The organism is Nicoliella spurrieriana (assembly GCF_023380205.1).
Classification (GTDB): Bacteria; Bacillota; Bacilli; order Lactobacillales; family Lactobacillaceae; genus Nicoliella; species Nicoliella spurrieriana.
Map to the genome: position 1 here is coordinate 40,191 of NZ_CP093361.1, position 14,620 is coordinate 54,810.

The following is a 14,620-nucleotide window of genomic DNA, read 5'->3' on the forward strand; positions in this document are numbered from 1 at the left end:
TCCATTTATTCAAATTATAACATTTATGAAGCAAAATGATTAAGATATGAATAACTTTATAAAATAAAAGCAAAATAAAAAATCGCCATAATCAATAACGGCGATTTCTATCAAACTATTTATATTTTTAAACAATTAATTGATATGCATAGCCAGTGTATAGTGGCTGTTTAATCATTCCATGCTTTTCAAAGCCCGTTTTTTCAATCGTGTGTTGCATGATTTTATTATCGACATGCGTATCAATTCGAATATCATGTAAATCATGAGCCTTCGCTAGTGTGATAAAGTCACTCATTAAATAAGAAGTTAAATGGCGACCACGGAATTTATCTGAGACTGAGATCATGTGAATTGTCATGTGCTTATCACCATAACTTTCATCCAAAGTGGAATCGGTTAAGTAATCATAATTAACATCATGCCCCAAAACAATATAAGCGGTTCCAGAAACATTCCCATCAGTAATTAATACGTAGTACATTCTCTTTTTAATTAAATCAGAAATTACTTTTTGATTTGGGTAGTCAGGAGTCTGCCATTGATCAACATCTTGTTCCTTTAAAAACTCCCGTGCTGATTGAACAATTGACCAGATTTCATCGAAATCATCCATGTCTGCCTTTCTTAAATAAGTAAGTGCCATTATCATTTTCACCTCAATTGATATTTATTAACGTTATAACATTTAAACACCAGTTAGGTAAAAATGCAACCAAAGGCCCTTAATCCGCTTTGCCCTCACGAACGTGGCGTTTCCTGACGTTGGTCAAAAAGTAAAACGGTGCAATGACCACTAAAAAGCCGACTGCTAATAGTAGTTGTTCGTGCTTGGCATTAATTAATAACCATAGTGAAATCACAGTCGCTATGACCGGAATTAGAATCCCAAATGGGACCTTGAACGCATTTGGATCATGATCAATGATCTTTCTAAACCGGATTACCGATAAACAGGTGGGAATATATTGAACAAATCGTGCCACCGATGCAATTTGGGCTAGAACCACAAAGGTTCCAGAATAAGCAATTAACATTACTAAACAAGTGGAAATCACGATTGCAATGTATGGTGCATCATGACGATTCCGTTTTTTGATAAATGCTGGCATCATCTCGTGATTTGCAAGCGCTACCCCTGCTCTTGGGGTCACGAATGATGACCCCACAACAATTGCACCCATTGAAAGAATCGAACCCACGACGATGATCCACTTCCCAACTGGCCCCGCAATTGTGGAGAAAACGGCCTGTAGTGGTACCGGCGTGTTGGATAGGTTGGTCCCCAATACCCCGATTGAGACTGCGAAAATCAATGAATAAATAATTGTTACCGAAAGTAACACAACTAATAATGCTAATGGTAGATTGCGCTTCGTATTTTTCATTTCCCCAGCAACCACCACTAACCCCTCAAAGCCAACGAAAACGTAAAATAACGTTACCGCTGCAGTGGAAAAATTAGACATGTGAGTTAACTCAGGTGGAAAAAATGGTTGAAAGTTAGTTGGCTTCAAAAAGAAGATGCCTACCGCAATCAATAATATTAATGGCAATAATTTGGAAACGGTCAAGATGTTATTAAAGACCTTCGAAATCCGAATCCCCATTACGTTCAGGGTAATCAATGCTAAGCCAATGACCGTAATCAATGCATACTTAGGCCCTGGATTTTGTAATTGTGGAAAAACACCGCTCAAAGCGGTAATTAATCCAGCATAAATGGTTGCCTCTGCAACGATCCGAGTGGCCCACGTGGCAATGCCCACCTCATATCCCCAGAAATTACCAAACGCTTTTCTGGTGTAAACATAGGCGCCGCCATTTTCATTAAAATGACTTGCGCACTCTGCAAAACATAGCCCGACCATAAAGATCAAGAATGCATCAAAAATTAACACTAAAATACTAGCTGGTCCAAATAACTTTACCCCTGTTCCGGGTATCAAGAAAATTCCAGAACCGATGATGATGTTAATTCCCATCAAGACGATACTCCAAAATCCTAACTTGGTACTCTTTTCCATAAGATAAACCCACTTTCATTTAATTTTAATGAATTATACATTAAAATTAAATTAAAAACAATACCAATTTTTATTTGTCCTTGTAATCATCTTAATATCAACGTTTAAAGCAATATACCAATCAATATTAATCATTATAAATAACCATTCATATCAATAAATTATCATCATCTTCACCACCAATTACAACGTAATTGAAATTGATTTAATTCTCATTTACCAGTATGATTAATCTATTCATTAAATATTTCTAAAGCGAGGTTTAATCTTGAAGACAAAGTGGAATCTAAAAACAATTATTTTAATGACGTTAACCGCACTTATCTGTGGGGTAATCTATTGGTTAATTAGTTTCTTATACACTATTTTAGCTGCCATTCTAACGCCACTGGGCCTTGCGCCAATGGCTAACGATCTGACACAGGGGCCATGGATCTTAGCAGGAACGTTAATTGGTTGCATGTTCCAAATGCCCGGTTCTGCCTTTTTTGGTCAGTTCCTTTCATCCATCATCGAAACCTTTATCGGTGATAAGGGGGGCATCATGGATGCAGTTAGCGGTATCTTTGATGGAATCGGAACTGAACTAGGGTTTATGATCACTGGATATCGAAAGTATAATCACTGGACGTTAGCGCTCACTAGTTTATTAACTACCATCACCACATTTGGGTATAGCTGGTTATTCGATGGCTATCGGTTCTTGGGGCTAGGCATTTTAAGCCTGTTATTCTGCGTTAGATTTGCATCGATTTTCATAGTTAGTGACTTTTTAACCCTTGGCATTATCAAGCTATTAAAACGCAGTGGTGCTTTGGGTATGATGAAATAATTAACCATTGATGGAGGAATTAATTTGAGAAAAAAGCAACTTCACTTTACTGATCAGGTCGAATTTAACGTTATTGTTAAACAGGTCCAAAAACGACTCAAGGGACTAGTAGAGTCCATCCACGGGACTTTTTACCAAGATCTTAAGTCAGGAGTGATTGATCTCACCATCTGGAACGAGCTGGATGATCAATTTGCCTTTCAAGAGTCCCTATCAATTCGGGCCGCTGCTGATTTAATTTTACTTACTGATAACGGTGATGCGCATACGGTCATTGATGATATTTACCGTGAAAGAAACGGCCACTCGATTGACCCAATTATCACTAACCGCATCTATCAAGAAGCAATTGCTCAATACGAACGGACAAGTGGTACTAAACCAGTTGTCAGCAAGGATACAATGGTCCCTGAAATTACGTTTCCATTTAAGTCGTTAAGCGAAATCAACGGGGCATTAGAACAAATGAACCTCGTTTACCTGATATTAGTACGGACGACTAGCCAAATTTAAAACAAAAAGCGGCCAACATCATCAATTAAGCTTGATGATGCTAGCCGCTTTTACATTGAATTAAACTGAACGAATAATTTTAATTACCCCATAGAACATGAGGAAGAATGCGATTGTAAAAATGATTACTGATAATGCTAAATATGGGTTAAAGAGAACGATAATTCCAGCAATAATGCCCAACATACTTAACACCAGGTTGAACCAATAAGCACCGTCATGATTTTCAAAAGCGTGTTGGTTTAACCACAGCTCTAGGAGTGAATTCATAATGATCGATACAGCGAACAAGAACCAAATTAAAACGACCCCGATCCATGGGACAAAGAACATTAGAATTCCCAAAAAGATATCATATCCAGCACCGACGTATAGCCATGTTTTTTGGTACGTCCGGATTGAATTAATATCACTCCACCGAGAGCAGCCATCGATAATTAATAATACTGCAATCATATAAATCAATGAAATCGTTGAATTGAGCGGATTTCTAACCATGATGATTGCTAAAGCAATTGATAAAATCCCCACTAATAATGAAAAGGGGTTAAACTGCCTTCTATCTCCAAACATTAAAGTCACTTCTTTCAATAAATTTAATCACAAGTAATATTTTAGCATTTTAATGCATAAAATAAAAAAGGATTACCAACTGGCAACCCCCCTGGGACAATTACTTTTTAGAATGATTGTCAGAATCGTCTTCCTTAGCAATCGTATTTTCAATCAAATCTGCAATTTTATCAGGTGCTACTCGATCACCAGTTCGCACAAAGTATTCATCAACAAACTGTTGATTTAATTCGTCCATCGCCTGGTTTAACTTTGCGATATCATCGTTATCTTCAAATTCACTCATTAGCTTCTCATTTTTAACATAGTAATCTTTAAATAGTTCTACTACTTGTGGATTCATTTACAGCACCTCTTATCAATTATTTTATGAATGTTTTAATTATATCATCATTAATCTAGGTAATTAAACCGATTATTATTAGTATTAGCAATCTCTTTACCTTTTGCATTTTTAATGGTGATATCAGTCTTAACATGGTGTAAAAATGCAAGCCGCTTGATTCCACTCCAAACGATGAATGCATTGTGTTCATTTTCACGGCGATTGCCCATGGTTAAATCATTAGAAATCGTGGCAACCGTTTGGTTTTTTCCATCATAGGTCACCTTTTTAACAACATGGGAAGATTGGTCTGGAATGCCCTGAATCTTTTCAGCATAACCCTTTTTATCAGTACCCCGCTTAGCAAACATCTTTTCCTCACGTTGATTTTCACGTTCCCGTCTTCTGGAGTCACTGGATTCGAATGCTTGCTCCCGTTGATCCTGATGTTTTTGACTGACCATCGATGAATGCTGGGCCCGTTTTTGCTTATCAGTCAGCTTACTAGTAGCACTGCTGGTAGATTCACTTGAACTAACGCTACTAGAACTAGCGGACGATTGAGAATGACTAGGACTAGCGTGCCTTGAAGCACTAGCGCCCCAGAAACTACCAACTGCCAAAACTACCATGATTAACGATGACATCCCCCAGATTTTACTCGACTTGTTTTTAACTCGAATTCCTTGAATCAAGGCTACTAATAAAGTAATTACAAATAGCACTAAAAATATAACCAATAAAACTTTAAAAACAGAAGCCATTTTAACAATTCTCCTTTGTAAAATTATAAGATAATTTTAACACACGCCGTTACTTTACCATTCTGAAATCAACTACCCTTATGATAATCTTAGTGTTATTATTGGTAGGTCATAATAATTAAGAAGGAAGGTTTCAATTATCAACCGCAAATTAGCACTCCTGATGGCTTCTAGTTTATTCATGCAAATCATGGATTCAACCATCGTTACCACCGCACTCCCTAAAATGAGTCAAGAACTAGCGGTTAATTCCGCCACCATCTCATTAGTGGTCAGTGTTTACCTCATTACCATGGCAATTTTCATTCCATTAAGTGGTTGGATTGCCAATCGTTACGGTCAAAAGGCCGCTTGGATGATTGCAGTGTTATTATTCACCGCTAGTTCATTTACCAACTCAATTGCTCCGGATTTTACATCCGTTTTAATCAGCCGCTTTTTTCAAGGGGTCGCCGCATCACTAATGGTCCCCACCTCAAGATTAATCGTCTTACAAAAAGCCCCCGCTGATAAATTATTAGAGGTTACCACTTACTTAATTTGGCCAGCCCTAATTGCACCATCAATCGCACCGGTCATTGGTGGTTTAATCGTTAACTACCTATCATGGCGCTGGATTTTTGTTATTAATATTCCAATCGGGATCATCAGCATCCTCTTCGGGATTAAATTAATTCCAAAGAATCAATCCCATCCTGAATCACGCTTTGACCTACTTGGGTTCATTGAAATCGCAATTGCTTCCGGTCTAGTCCTAATCGGTGCTGAAATTGCCACCCATGGACAAGCAAAATGGGGGATGGCATTTGGGTTAGTCTTAGCCGGAATCGTGATTGCCATCATTGCTGGGTTCCACCTAATTCACACAGACCACCCACTCTTTGCACTCACCGCGTTAAAAACCACTTCATTTAGAATTTTTCAAACCGGTGGATCGTTCCTATGGCTATCCTTAGGTTCATTACCATACCTATTAACGATTTACCTTCAAACGATTTTACATTACTCCCCCATTAAAGCGTCGTTTTACGTCATTTTTATCTTCATTGGAAACATTATCGCCAAAACGTTCGCAAATCAGTGGGTCAAACGCCTGCACTTTAAGCCCGCAATTTTAATGGCCGTTACCATTATTTTAATCTCTTCATTTGGGTTTGCATTCGTTACTACGACCTCCACTCCCGCCATCGTAATGGGATTAGGATTCATCAACGGAATCGGTCGTTCACTAGCTTTAACCGCCTATAACGCACTATCATTTGCAGACATTGGATTTGCAGAACGAACCAGTGCAAATACACTGAATTCCGTTACCCAGACCCTATCGCAGGGGCTCGGGGTTTCGTTAATTACAGTGGTAGTTAGTATGATCAGCACCATCACTAGCATTAATCTAGCATACCAACTCGGGTTTGTATTCCTAGCTGCACTGATGATCTATCCACTAATTGAAACCGCATTCGTTCCAAACCACATCGGCGATAATGCCATTTAAAATAAGGGCCTGACCATGAAAAGCATTCATGTTGTCAGGCTTATTTTATTGCTAGTAATTGTGAAACGTCATCTAACAGATAATCCGGCTGAACTAATTTTAACTTTTCGGGATCATGGGCGCCCCAAACCACTCCTGCGGTATGAACGCCAGCGTTTTTCCCCATTTCAAGATCAAACGTTGCATCACCGATCATAATCGTTTCAGCCTTGCTTAAATGATGATCAGCAACAATCTTTAGCACCGTATCAGGGGCTGGTTTAGCATTTTGTACCATATCGAAGCCCACAATTTCAGTAAAATCATCTAAAATCCCTAATTCGCGGGTGTTTCTAATTACCACGTCACTGCGATTACTAGTCGCAATAAATAGCTGTTTACCATCCGCATGGAGCTGATCTAAAGCCGCCTTAATTCCCGGAAACAATTTTAAATTACCCGGTTCTAGTTTTTCATATTCCTTTACAAAGACCTGGATTAATTTTTGTAAATCAGATTGGCTCGCATTTTGTGGTGCCATCTTGGGAAAGGAAGTTTCAATTGGAATCCCAGTATAGTAACTAATTGCATCAGCAGATGGCTTCGGCCACCCCATTTTAGCAAAAGCAGATTGGGTGGAAAGGACGTTGACCCGTCCTGAATCAATTAACGTTAAATCAAAATCAAAAATATAGTTTTGCATTTATTATTCACTACTTTCCAACGATAATTAGTAGCGCCATCGCGCAACTCAAACATTATATCAACATTCATTAGAATCACCAAAATAAAAGAGTCGCACATAAATGCGACTCTTTTATGGTTAAATGAATGCTATCCCTTACCCTCTTCAAAATCTGGGTAGAGAGTCATTCCACCATCAACATAGATGGTATCACCAGTAACGTAACCAGATTCAGTAGATGCTAACCAAGCAGCAGTAGCAGAAACTTCTTCAGGAGTTCCAATTCGATCCATTGGAACCAATTGCTTAGTGTCGTTCAATTGTTCTGGATCAGAGAACTTTTCAGCATTGATTGGAGTGTTAATCGCACCCGGGGCAATTGCGTTGACCCGAATTCCGCGTTTAGCATATTCCAGGGCAATGGTCTCAGTGAACATCTTAACCCCACCCTTTGAAGCTGCGTAATGGGAGAAGGTTGGCCATGGAATTTGGTCATGGACGGATGACATGTTAATAATATTACCAGGCTTATCATTGTCGACCCAGTACTTAAGTGCAGCCCGTGAGCCCAGGAACGTCCCGGTCAAATTAACACTAATGACCTTATTCCAGTCCTTAAGTGACATTTCATGGGTATGCACTTGATTTTCAAGTCCCGCATTATTGATCCATAAGTCTAAGTCGCCAAATTCGCTAACGGCAGTGTCTAACATTTTTTGAACGTCTTCTTCATTAGCAACGTTTGCTTTAATGGCAACCGCATCCCCACCGTTTTTCTTAATTAATTCAACCGTTTCATCAGCACCCTTAGAATCTGAGTTATAGTTAACTACTAACTTCATGTGTTCTTTTGCAAGGCGCTTAGCAATTGCCTTCCCGATTCCCTTAGAACCACCGGTAATTACTGCAACCTTTCCATTTAAGTCATCATACATCTTAGTCACGACTCCTTCGCTTAAGATTATTCTTTATACTATTATCTCACATTAAAATTCTAAATATCAAATTATAAGCATTATCCAACCAATAATTCCAATTATCACTAATAAAATCACATTCACAATCGTAAATGTTTTAATAAATGGCAACGCAGCTGAACGCTGAAATGCAACCACTTGTTTCAATGCTAATAAATTGGCTAGTGACGCGACTAACGTGCCCAATCCCCCGATGTTAGTTCCTAATAGCAGGGCCGTCCCATTGCTTGTAAAGTTAGCTAACAAAACGGCAGCTGGAACGTTACTAATCAATTGACTCGCCCCAATCGATGTTAAATAGGTACTAGTTGGCGTTCGCATCAAATCATGGATAACCGTGGTTACAAACTGGTCGCGACTTAAGATTCCAGCAATCAAAAAGAAACATGCAAACGTTAGTAGTAAGGAGTAGTCAACGGTCAATAGTATTTTGCGATCAATCCAAATCGTAACCAAAATAGCGGCCACGACAATCACTGGAATTGCGACTAGCTTAAAGACCCCTGCTAACACAATGATTGCTAAGCCCAGCGTCACCATTAACGAGCGTTGATCACCTAATTGAATCGATTGTGAATGTGGCTGAAACGGCTTTTTTTGAATGGTCATCGTGACTAATAATATTAATAATAAACTAATTGCAACTAACGGTCCGGTAATGATAAAAAAACGCGTAACTGCAAAGTGATAGTGATTAAATATGAATAGATTCTGTGGATTCCCAAAGGGGGTCAGCACACTACCCAAATTAGCAGCAATCGTAATTAACGTCGCCGGCATGATGATTGGTAAATGGTATTTGCGGGCCGTAAATAAGTACAGCGGGACGATTGAAATAATTGCCACGTCATTGGTCATTACCATTGCACCCAAAAAAGCAATTACAATCATTAACTGGGCAAAGCGTCGCCCGTTGTCGACCATTTTAATCAAGTGATCACTAATGCTAATTAAAATATTCAAATGATTCATTAGTTGAACCACAACCATCAAGGCAAACAATGTCCCAATCGTTGCCCAGTCAATATCGGCTGGTTGCATGTGCCCGATAAAATTAACCAGGATTAATACTCCCAGTGAGATCAAAAATAGTTTATCGGTTAAAATTTTCTTTAATTGATTAATCAAAAGCATTATTTTTTCCTTTCAAAAATCACTAAATAGTGATAATCTTTTCATATTCTTTAAAAAAGCTCGTCTAAAATTATTAAGCATGAAAACGAGTTAATAACCAAATTTTATGGAGGCTTAGTCATGAAGGCTAACTTAAATAAACTAACCATGGCGGGCGTTTTAATCGCCATTGGAATTGTTTATGGTGATATCGGTACGTCACCACTATACGTAATGAATGCAATCATTGGTGATCAGGGAAAGATGGCAAATACCACCCCTGATTATATCATTGGATCGATTTCATTAATATTTTGGACGTTGATGATTATTACCACGATTAAATACGTTGTAATCACAATGAAAGCTGATAATAACCACGAAGGTGGTATTTTCGCACTTTATGCATTAGTCAGAAAAAAAGCCAAGTGGCTGGTCTGGCCCGCTTTAATAGGTGGAGCTGCCCTATTGGCTGATGGAACCCTGACCCCTGCCGTTACGGTTACTTCCTCGATTGAAGGATTAAAAAACCAAACCATCGCTGGGATTCACTTTAGTAATTCACAATCGGAAGTGCTGATCATTACCACCTGCGTACTTTTGGGGTTATTCATGATTCAACGCTTTGGAACCGGGGCAATTGGTAAATCATTTGGCCCCATCATGGTTATCTGGTTTGGTTTTTTAGCCATTGTTGGAATCATCAATACCTTTCAGTACCCGGAAATCATTAAGGCCTTAAATCCTGGCTATGCATTCGAGGTATTGTTCAGCCGTCAAAACAAGGCCGGAATCTTTATTTTAGGAAGCATCTTTCTAGCAACGACCGGGGCGGAAGCACTCTACTCTGATATGGGGCATGTTGGTAAGAAGAACATCTACTTCACATGGCCGTTAGTATACCTATCATTAGTTTTAAATTATTTTGGTCAGGGTGCATGGGTCATTAAACATGCTCAAGACCCAGCTTTTGCATCAATGCCCAGAATTAATCCATTCTACGAAATGCTTGCAAACGATGTTCGGCCGTTCGCAATCGTAATTGCTACGTTGGCCGCAATCATTGCATCGCAGGCATTAATTACTGGTTCATATACGTTAGTGGATGAAGCAATTGGTTTAAGATTTCTGCCCCGCTTTATCATTAAGCACCCTAGTAACGTCAGAAGTCAAATCTACATCTCGACCATTAACTGGATTTTATGTGGAATTACGCTCTTTGTGGTTTGGTACTTCGGTAGCTCTGAAAAAATGGAAGCTGCATATGGATTAGCGATTACAATCACAATGTTATCGACCACCGTCCTATTATTTGAATTCTTGGCATCTAAAATCCAACGAATTTTTGCCTACACAATTGCATCGTTTTTTGCAATCATTGAATCCATCTTCTTCCTAGCTAGTCTAGTTAAGTTCGTAAAGGGTGGTTACGTGACCTTCTTCATCATGATGGCCATTCTATACGTCATGATCATGTGGTTCTTCGGTAACAAACGGCGTGACCACTATGAACGGGAAAGTGAATACGTCTCCCTTAAGGACTATAAGGATCAATTGAGTGCCCTTAGTAGGGATAGTACCATTCCATACTATACATCTAACTTAGTTTACATGACCAAAATTAAGGATGATTACCGCATTAAGCGTAATACCATGTACTCGATTTTGGATAAAGAACCTAAGCGCGCTAAGGTCTATTGGTTCGTGACCGTGAACGAAACTAGTTCACCATATGAAAGTAACTACACCGTTGATATGTTAGATACCGATAACGTGGTGGATGTTCAACTCTACCTGGGGTTCAGAAAGCCACAAACAGTAAGTGTTTACCTCCATCAAATTGTGAATAACTTAATCGAACAGGGTATCATCGAAAAACAAGTTCAGCAATATTCAACAATTAAAAACCGGACCGTTGGTGACTTTAAGTTCATCTTGATTACCGAACGGCCATCTGATTTAGCTTCCAATACCGAAGTGAGTCAGTTGGATAAACAATTAATCTCCGGACGGCTCTTTTTACAGAATATTACCGCGTCACCCGTTACTTGGTACGGGCTAGAATTTAGTAACACCGTCCAAGAAATTTCACCACTATTCTTCAATATGCAACACGATCAATACCTGGTTCAAAGAAGGATTTTACATCCAATCCATTCTAGGGAAACCAAAAATACAATTGAATAAATTAAAAAGGGGTGCCGGAATGAACCGGTTCCCCTTTTTAATTATGCTTTGGGATAACTAAATTTTAGAATAAATGGTGAAACAATGGTTGCGGCAATGATTGCACCCACAATTGCTGAGTATTGATCAATCGATAGGAGATGGTTAGCATAAACGATCTGAGCAATGATCAGTGCCACTTCACCTCGTGAGACCATTCCAGCGCCAATTATCAAGCTGCTGCGTGCGTTAAACCCCACTAACTTCCCACCTAGTCCAGCACCCACTAGTTTAGCAACAATGGCAATTAAGGTTAGCCCTATAAAGAGCCATAATTGCTCAAAAATACCGCTCCATTTCATTTCGAGGCCAATGCTAACAAAGAAGATTGGAATTAATAATAAATAACCAAGCGAGCCAATTTGAGTGTCAATTTGACGTTTAGATTGGTGTTGACTCATTGCTAGCCCAGCAAAAAAGGCTCCAGTAATTGCACTTAGGCCAATTAACTCAGCAACTGCAGAGAAACAAAGGGCAATGACTAGTGCAACGATCGGGGTTGCGTTAGGCAGGTTTATCTTACGAGCGAATTGCAATAATGGAACGATTGCATACTTTGCAGCCAAAAAGACCCCCACGAAGAAGAGCACCTGAAGTCCAATCACTAGGAAACTATTCATCCCCGCCGTAATTTGGCCCGTTAGCCGTTCTCCCGTCAACGTAACGGTCAACCCCAATAATATAACCGTGAGCACGTCATCGGCAACTGCAGCGCCCAATATCGTCGTTCCTTCCTTGCTATTTAAACGCTTCATCTCACGTAACACTTCGACCGTAATTGAAACTGAGGTTGCGCTAAAAATTACCCCTAGAAACAACGCATCTTTTAACGGCCAACCGACTGAAAGCCCAAACGCACTAATCAACCCCATCGGAAGGGCAATCCCTAGGAGTGCAACCACTAAACTAGGCGTGAGGTACTTTTTAAGAAGCTTAATATCACTGTTTAGCCCCGCTAAAAACATCAGGATAATCACACCCAAGTTAGCCAAAGCCTGTAGTAACGATGTTAGGTGAATCCAATTAAACAGCCCCGGGCCGATCAATAACCCTGCCAGGAGTTGTCCCACCACAATCGGTACTTTCAACCATTCAGCCAACTTGCCCATTAGAAACGCACTCGCTAAAATTAAAATTATTTCAAATAAAAATTCCATATATATCCCCCTTAAAATCAAAAAGCGCCCGCTCAAAAAGATTCTGCCAACCCAAAACAGAATTATTCTTGAAAGCGTGCGCTCCAACCATTCGATATTAAATTAATGTTATTATAGCTTGATTATTTTAACGCTGTCAAATTGAAATCCAAGTCATTTGATTAATATATGTTCTAGATTTAGTTATTTTCCATTGCTATTTATGAATCAATTTGTTAATATATAGATTGTAAATGATAAGTTTGTGATAAGAACTTAAGGAAGATTTAAAAAATAACATACATAAGTATGATTTACTGATGATTGGTATATCTATTTCTCTTTCGCACCTACTAATTTATCAGACACATATTCAAAGGACAATCGACTTAAATGATTGTCCTTTTTTCGTTGCTAAAAAACGAGACCATCCAACTATCCGCATGGATGATCCCGTTTTATTAATATAAATTAACCAACATGATTTTCCTTTAAAATCGATTGAATTTCAGATTCCATTGCAGGGGTTTTCTGCCATTCCTCAAAATGATCAAATGATTCTTCAGGCATCGTGTAATGGGTATTAATGTAATTTTCATATTTAATCACGTGAATTGAGTGCGGAATATTCAATTGAATAATGCGCACTTCCTTAATTAGCCCCCGTTCAGCAGCTAATTCAGCCCGGCCATTCTGCACCATATTACTAATCTCAATATACTTCGTCCCATCTAACCGCGTAATTTCTTCAATCAGGGTTAAGGTCTCATTACTCTTGGGTTCATCATCAGTCAAAATAACGCCCCCTATTCAATTTGCTTATTTTTGATGGTGGTTTTTATAAACCAGCTTAGTTTCATGCGTCCGATTATTTGGCACTTCCAACACCTTTGTTGGTTTGAAAAGACTCGCTGGTTTGGCCACTACATGACTAATTCGATGTCCAGAAACATTGACGAGACAAAAGAAGACCACTGCCAATGCTACAGCAAAGGACAGGATTTTAGATGACAACGTCATCTTTTCGCTAATCACGGAACTATAAAAACGGTGCTTTACTTCTCCTGACACATTATGATCATCTGGATGTTCAGCAGCCGTTTGCTTAACCACTTCTTGCTCGTAAGCATTAATGTCGAAGTGCTTTTGAATATCCTTTTGCTGCTTTTCGAATTTTTTCTTGTCCTTCTTACTTAGCTTTTTAAACCAGGCTGTAAATTGACGGTATTGCTTAATCACCGCTTCGGTCGGACCAATTTCCTTCAATTTTCCGTAGTTAATCCAAGCAACCCGGTCACATAGTAATTCTACCTGCTTGAGAGCATGACTAACGAAGACAATCGTCTTACCCTCTTTTCTAAATTCAGAAATCTTATCGACACACTTTTGGTAGAAGGTATCATCCCCCACCGATAGCGCCTCATCAATAATCAAAATATCAGGTTTAATGTGCACCGCAATCGCAAACCCAAGTCGTGACTTCATCCCGCTGGAATAACTCTTGACTGGTTGATCGACGAAGTCACCAATGTCAGCAAATGAAATAATATCATCCATCATTTCATCGATTTCTGGATTAGTGAGTCCCTGCATTAACGACTTCAACCGAATATTTTCCCGGCCAGTCAGGTTTTTCTTCAATCCGGAATTAATCGCAACGATTGAAGTATCCCCCTTCACATCGACCTGGCCAGTCGTTTGGGGAATGATTCCCGAAATAATATTAGAAATGGTCGATTTACCAGAACCATTGACCCCGATAATTCCTAATGCTTCACCGGGTTTGACGGTAAATGAGACCCCCATTAGCGACCAGAAGTGGGGAACGTTTCGATTATTAATTGAAAAAAAGGACTTTAATTTATCAGTCTGCGTCTTGAATAAGTCATATTCCTTCGTTACATTTTGTACTTTAATTTTGTATTGTTCTTCTGCCATTTTAATACTTCCTAAATTTAATTTCATTAGCTTGATA

General features: G+C 39.0%; 15 protein-coding genes. 4 read left to right on the forward strand and 11 right to left on the reverse strand.

What is annotated here, in order from left to right; genetic code table 11:
* Nucleotides 1-127: 127 nt before the first annotated feature.
* Nucleotides 128-646, reverse strand: coding sequence for a GNAT family N-acetyltransferase (locus MOO44_RS01795; protein WP_260116736.1), 519 nt, complete (start codon nt 644-646; stop codon nt 128-130).
* A 79-nt stretch (nt 647-725) separates the two neighbouring features.
* A complete protein-coding gene (locus tag MOO44_RS01800) occupies nt 726-2,027 on the reverse strand; it encodes an APC family permease (protein WP_260116737.1) in 1,302 nt (433 codons plus the stop codon).
* 268 nt (nt 2,028-2,295) lie between these two features.
* Here MOO44_RS01800 and MOO44_RS01805 point away from each other — a divergent pair, with 268 nt between their 5' ends.
* Both MOO44_RS01805 and MOO44_RS01810 read left to right on the forward strand, forming a co-directional pair.
* Nucleotides 2,296-2,859, forward strand: coding sequence for an ECF transporter S component (locus MOO44_RS01805; protein WP_260116738.1), 564 nt, complete (start codon nt 2,296-2,298; stop codon nt 2,857-2,859).
* A gap of 24 nt (nt 2,860-2,883) precedes the next feature.
* A complete protein-coding gene (locus tag MOO44_RS01810; RefSeq protein WP_260116739.1) occupies nt 2,884-3,372 on the forward strand; it encodes a hypothetical protein in 489 nt (162 codons plus the stop codon).
* Nucleotides 3,373-3,432: 60 nt separating this feature from the next.
* Here the strand turns inward: MOO44_RS01810 and MOO44_RS01815 are convergent, their stop codons facing one another.
* From MOO44_RS01815 to MOO44_RS01825, 3 genes are all read right to left on the reverse strand, one after another.
* Nucleotides 3,433-3,945, reverse strand: a complete 513-nt coding sequence (locus tag MOO44_RS01815; RefSeq protein ID WP_260116740.1) for an HdeD family acid-resistance protein — start codon at nt 3,943-3,945, stop codon at nt 3,433-3,435.
* A gap of 100 nt (nt 3,946-4,045) precedes the next feature.
* Nucleotides 4,046-4,288, reverse strand: coding sequence for a hypothetical protein (locus MOO44_RS01820; protein ID WP_260116741.1), 243 nt, complete (start codon nt 4,286-4,288; stop codon nt 4,046-4,048).
* Between the two features lie 50 nt (nt 4,289-4,338).
* On the reverse strand, nt 4,339-5,034 hold the full coding sequence (locus tag MOO44_RS01825) for a DUF1328 domain-containing protein (protein WP_260116742.1): 696 nt from the start codon (nt 5,032-5,034) through the stop codon (nt 4,339-4,341).
* Between the two features lie 163 nt (nt 5,035-5,197).
* Here MOO44_RS01825 and MOO44_RS01830 point away from each other — a divergent pair, with 163 nt between their 5' ends.
* Nucleotides 5,198-6,529 carry an MFS transporter gene (locus tag MOO44_RS01830; protein ID WP_260116743.1) on the forward strand — a complete coding sequence of 444 codons (1,332 nt, stop codon included), beginning with the start codon at nt 5,198-5,200 and terminating at the stop codon, nt 6,527-6,529.
* Between the two features lie 40 nt (nt 6,530-6,569).
* Here MOO44_RS01830 and MOO44_RS01835 read toward each other — a convergent pair whose 3' ends face one another.
* The 3 genes from MOO44_RS01835 to MOO44_RS01845 form a co-directional block, all read right to left on the reverse strand.
* The gene (locus MOO44_RS01835; RefSeq protein ID WP_260116744.1) at nt 6,570-7,211 is read right to left on the reverse strand and encodes an HAD family hydrolase; all 642 of its coding nucleotides are present in this window, start codon (nt 7,209-7,211) and stop codon (nt 6,570-6,572) included.
* 131 nt (nt 7,212-7,342) lie between these two features.
* Nucleotides 7,343-8,128, reverse strand: coding sequence for a glucose-1-dehydrogenase (locus MOO44_RS01840; RefSeq protein WP_260117276.1), 786 nt, complete (start codon nt 8,126-8,128; stop codon nt 7,343-7,345).
* Between the two features lie 66 nt (nt 8,129-8,194).
* Nucleotides 8,195-9,304 (reverse strand): SLC13 family permease, encoded by a 1,110-nt coding sequence (locus MOO44_RS01845; RefSeq protein WP_260116745.1) that lies wholly within the window; start codon nt 9,302-9,304, stop codon nt 8,195-8,197.
* Nucleotides 9,305-9,424: 120 nt separating this feature from the next.
* Between MOO44_RS01845 and MOO44_RS01850 the strand changes: the two genes are divergently transcribed.
* The gene (locus MOO44_RS01850; RefSeq protein ID WP_260116746.1) at nt 9,425-11,470 is read left to right on the forward strand and encodes a KUP/HAK/KT family potassium transporter; all 2,046 of its coding nucleotides are present in this window, start codon (nt 9,425-9,427) and stop codon (nt 11,468-11,470) included.
* Between the two features lie 41 nt (nt 11,471-11,511).
* Here MOO44_RS01850 and MOO44_RS01855 read toward each other — a convergent pair whose 3' ends face one another.
* The 3 genes from MOO44_RS01855 to MOO44_RS01865 all read right to left on the reverse strand — a co-directional run bounded on the left by MOO44_RS01855 (nt 11,512) and on the right by MOO44_RS01865 (nt 14,583).
* The gene (locus MOO44_RS01855; protein WP_260116747.1) at nt 11,512-12,666 is read right to left on the reverse strand and encodes a cation:proton antiporter; all 1,155 of its coding nucleotides are present in this window, start codon (nt 12,664-12,666) and stop codon (nt 11,512-11,514) included.
* Nucleotides 12,667-13,116: 450 nt separating this feature from the next.
* Complete coding sequence (locus MOO44_RS01860; protein WP_260116748.1) at nt 13,117-13,440, reverse strand: hypothetical protein; 324 nt, start codon at nt 13,438-13,440, stop codon at nt 13,117-13,119.
* Between the two features lie 24 nt (nt 13,441-13,464).
* A complete protein-coding gene (locus MOO44_RS01865) occupies nt 13,465-14,583 on the reverse strand; it encodes an ABC transporter ATP-binding protein (RefSeq protein WP_260116749.1) in 1,119 nt (372 codons plus the stop codon).
* Between the last annotated feature and the right edge of the window lie 37 nt (nt 14,584-14,620).

Bases quoted from the DNA above. Each gene is read 5' to 3' on its own strand.
- MOO44_RS01795 (WP_260116736.1), bottom strand. From the start codon at position 646: ATGGCACTTACTTATTTAAGAAAGGCAGACATGGATGATTTCGATGAA.
- MOO44_RS01800 (WP_260116737.1), bottom strand. From the start codon at position 2,027: ATGGAAAAGAGTACCAAGTTAGGATTTTGGAGTATCGTCTTGATGGGA.
- MOO44_RS01815 (WP_260116740.1), bottom strand. From the start codon at position 3,945: ATGTTTGGAGATAGAAGGCAGTTTAACCCCTTTTCATTATTAGTGGGG.
- MOO44_RS01820 (WP_260116741.1), bottom strand. From the start codon at position 4,288: ATGAATCCACAAGTAGTAGAACTATTTAAAGATTACTATGTTAAAAAT.
- MOO44_RS01825 (WP_260116742.1), bottom strand. From the start codon at position 5,034: ATGGCTTCTGTTTTTAAAGTTTTATTGGTTATATTTTTAGTGCTATTT.
- MOO44_RS01830 (WP_260116743.1), top strand. From the start codon at position 5,198: ATGGCTTCTAGTTTATTCATGCAAATCATGGATTCAACCATCGTTACC.
- MOO44_RS01835 (WP_260116744.1), bottom strand. From the start codon at position 7,211: ATGCAAAACTATATTTTTGATTTTGATTTAACGTTAATTGATTCAGGA.
- MOO44_RS01840 (WP_260117276.1), bottom strand. From the start codon at position 8,128: ATGTATGATGACTTAAATGGAAAGGTTGCAGTAATTACCGGTGGTTCT.
- MOO44_RS01845 (WP_260116745.1), bottom strand. From the start codon at position 9,304: ATGCTTTTGATTAATCAATTAAAGAAAATTTTAACCGATAAACTATTT.
- MOO44_RS01850 (WP_260116746.1), top strand. From the start codon at position 9,425: ATGAAGGCTAACTTAAATAAACTAACCATGGCGGGCGTTTTAATCGCC.
- MOO44_RS01855 (WP_260116747.1), bottom strand. From the start codon at position 12,666: ATGGAATTTTTATTTGAAATAATTTTAATTTTAGCGAGTGCGTTTCTA.
- MOO44_RS01865 (WP_260116749.1), bottom strand. From the start codon at position 14,583: ATGGCAGAAGAACAATACAAAATTAAAGTACAAAATGTAACGAAGGAA.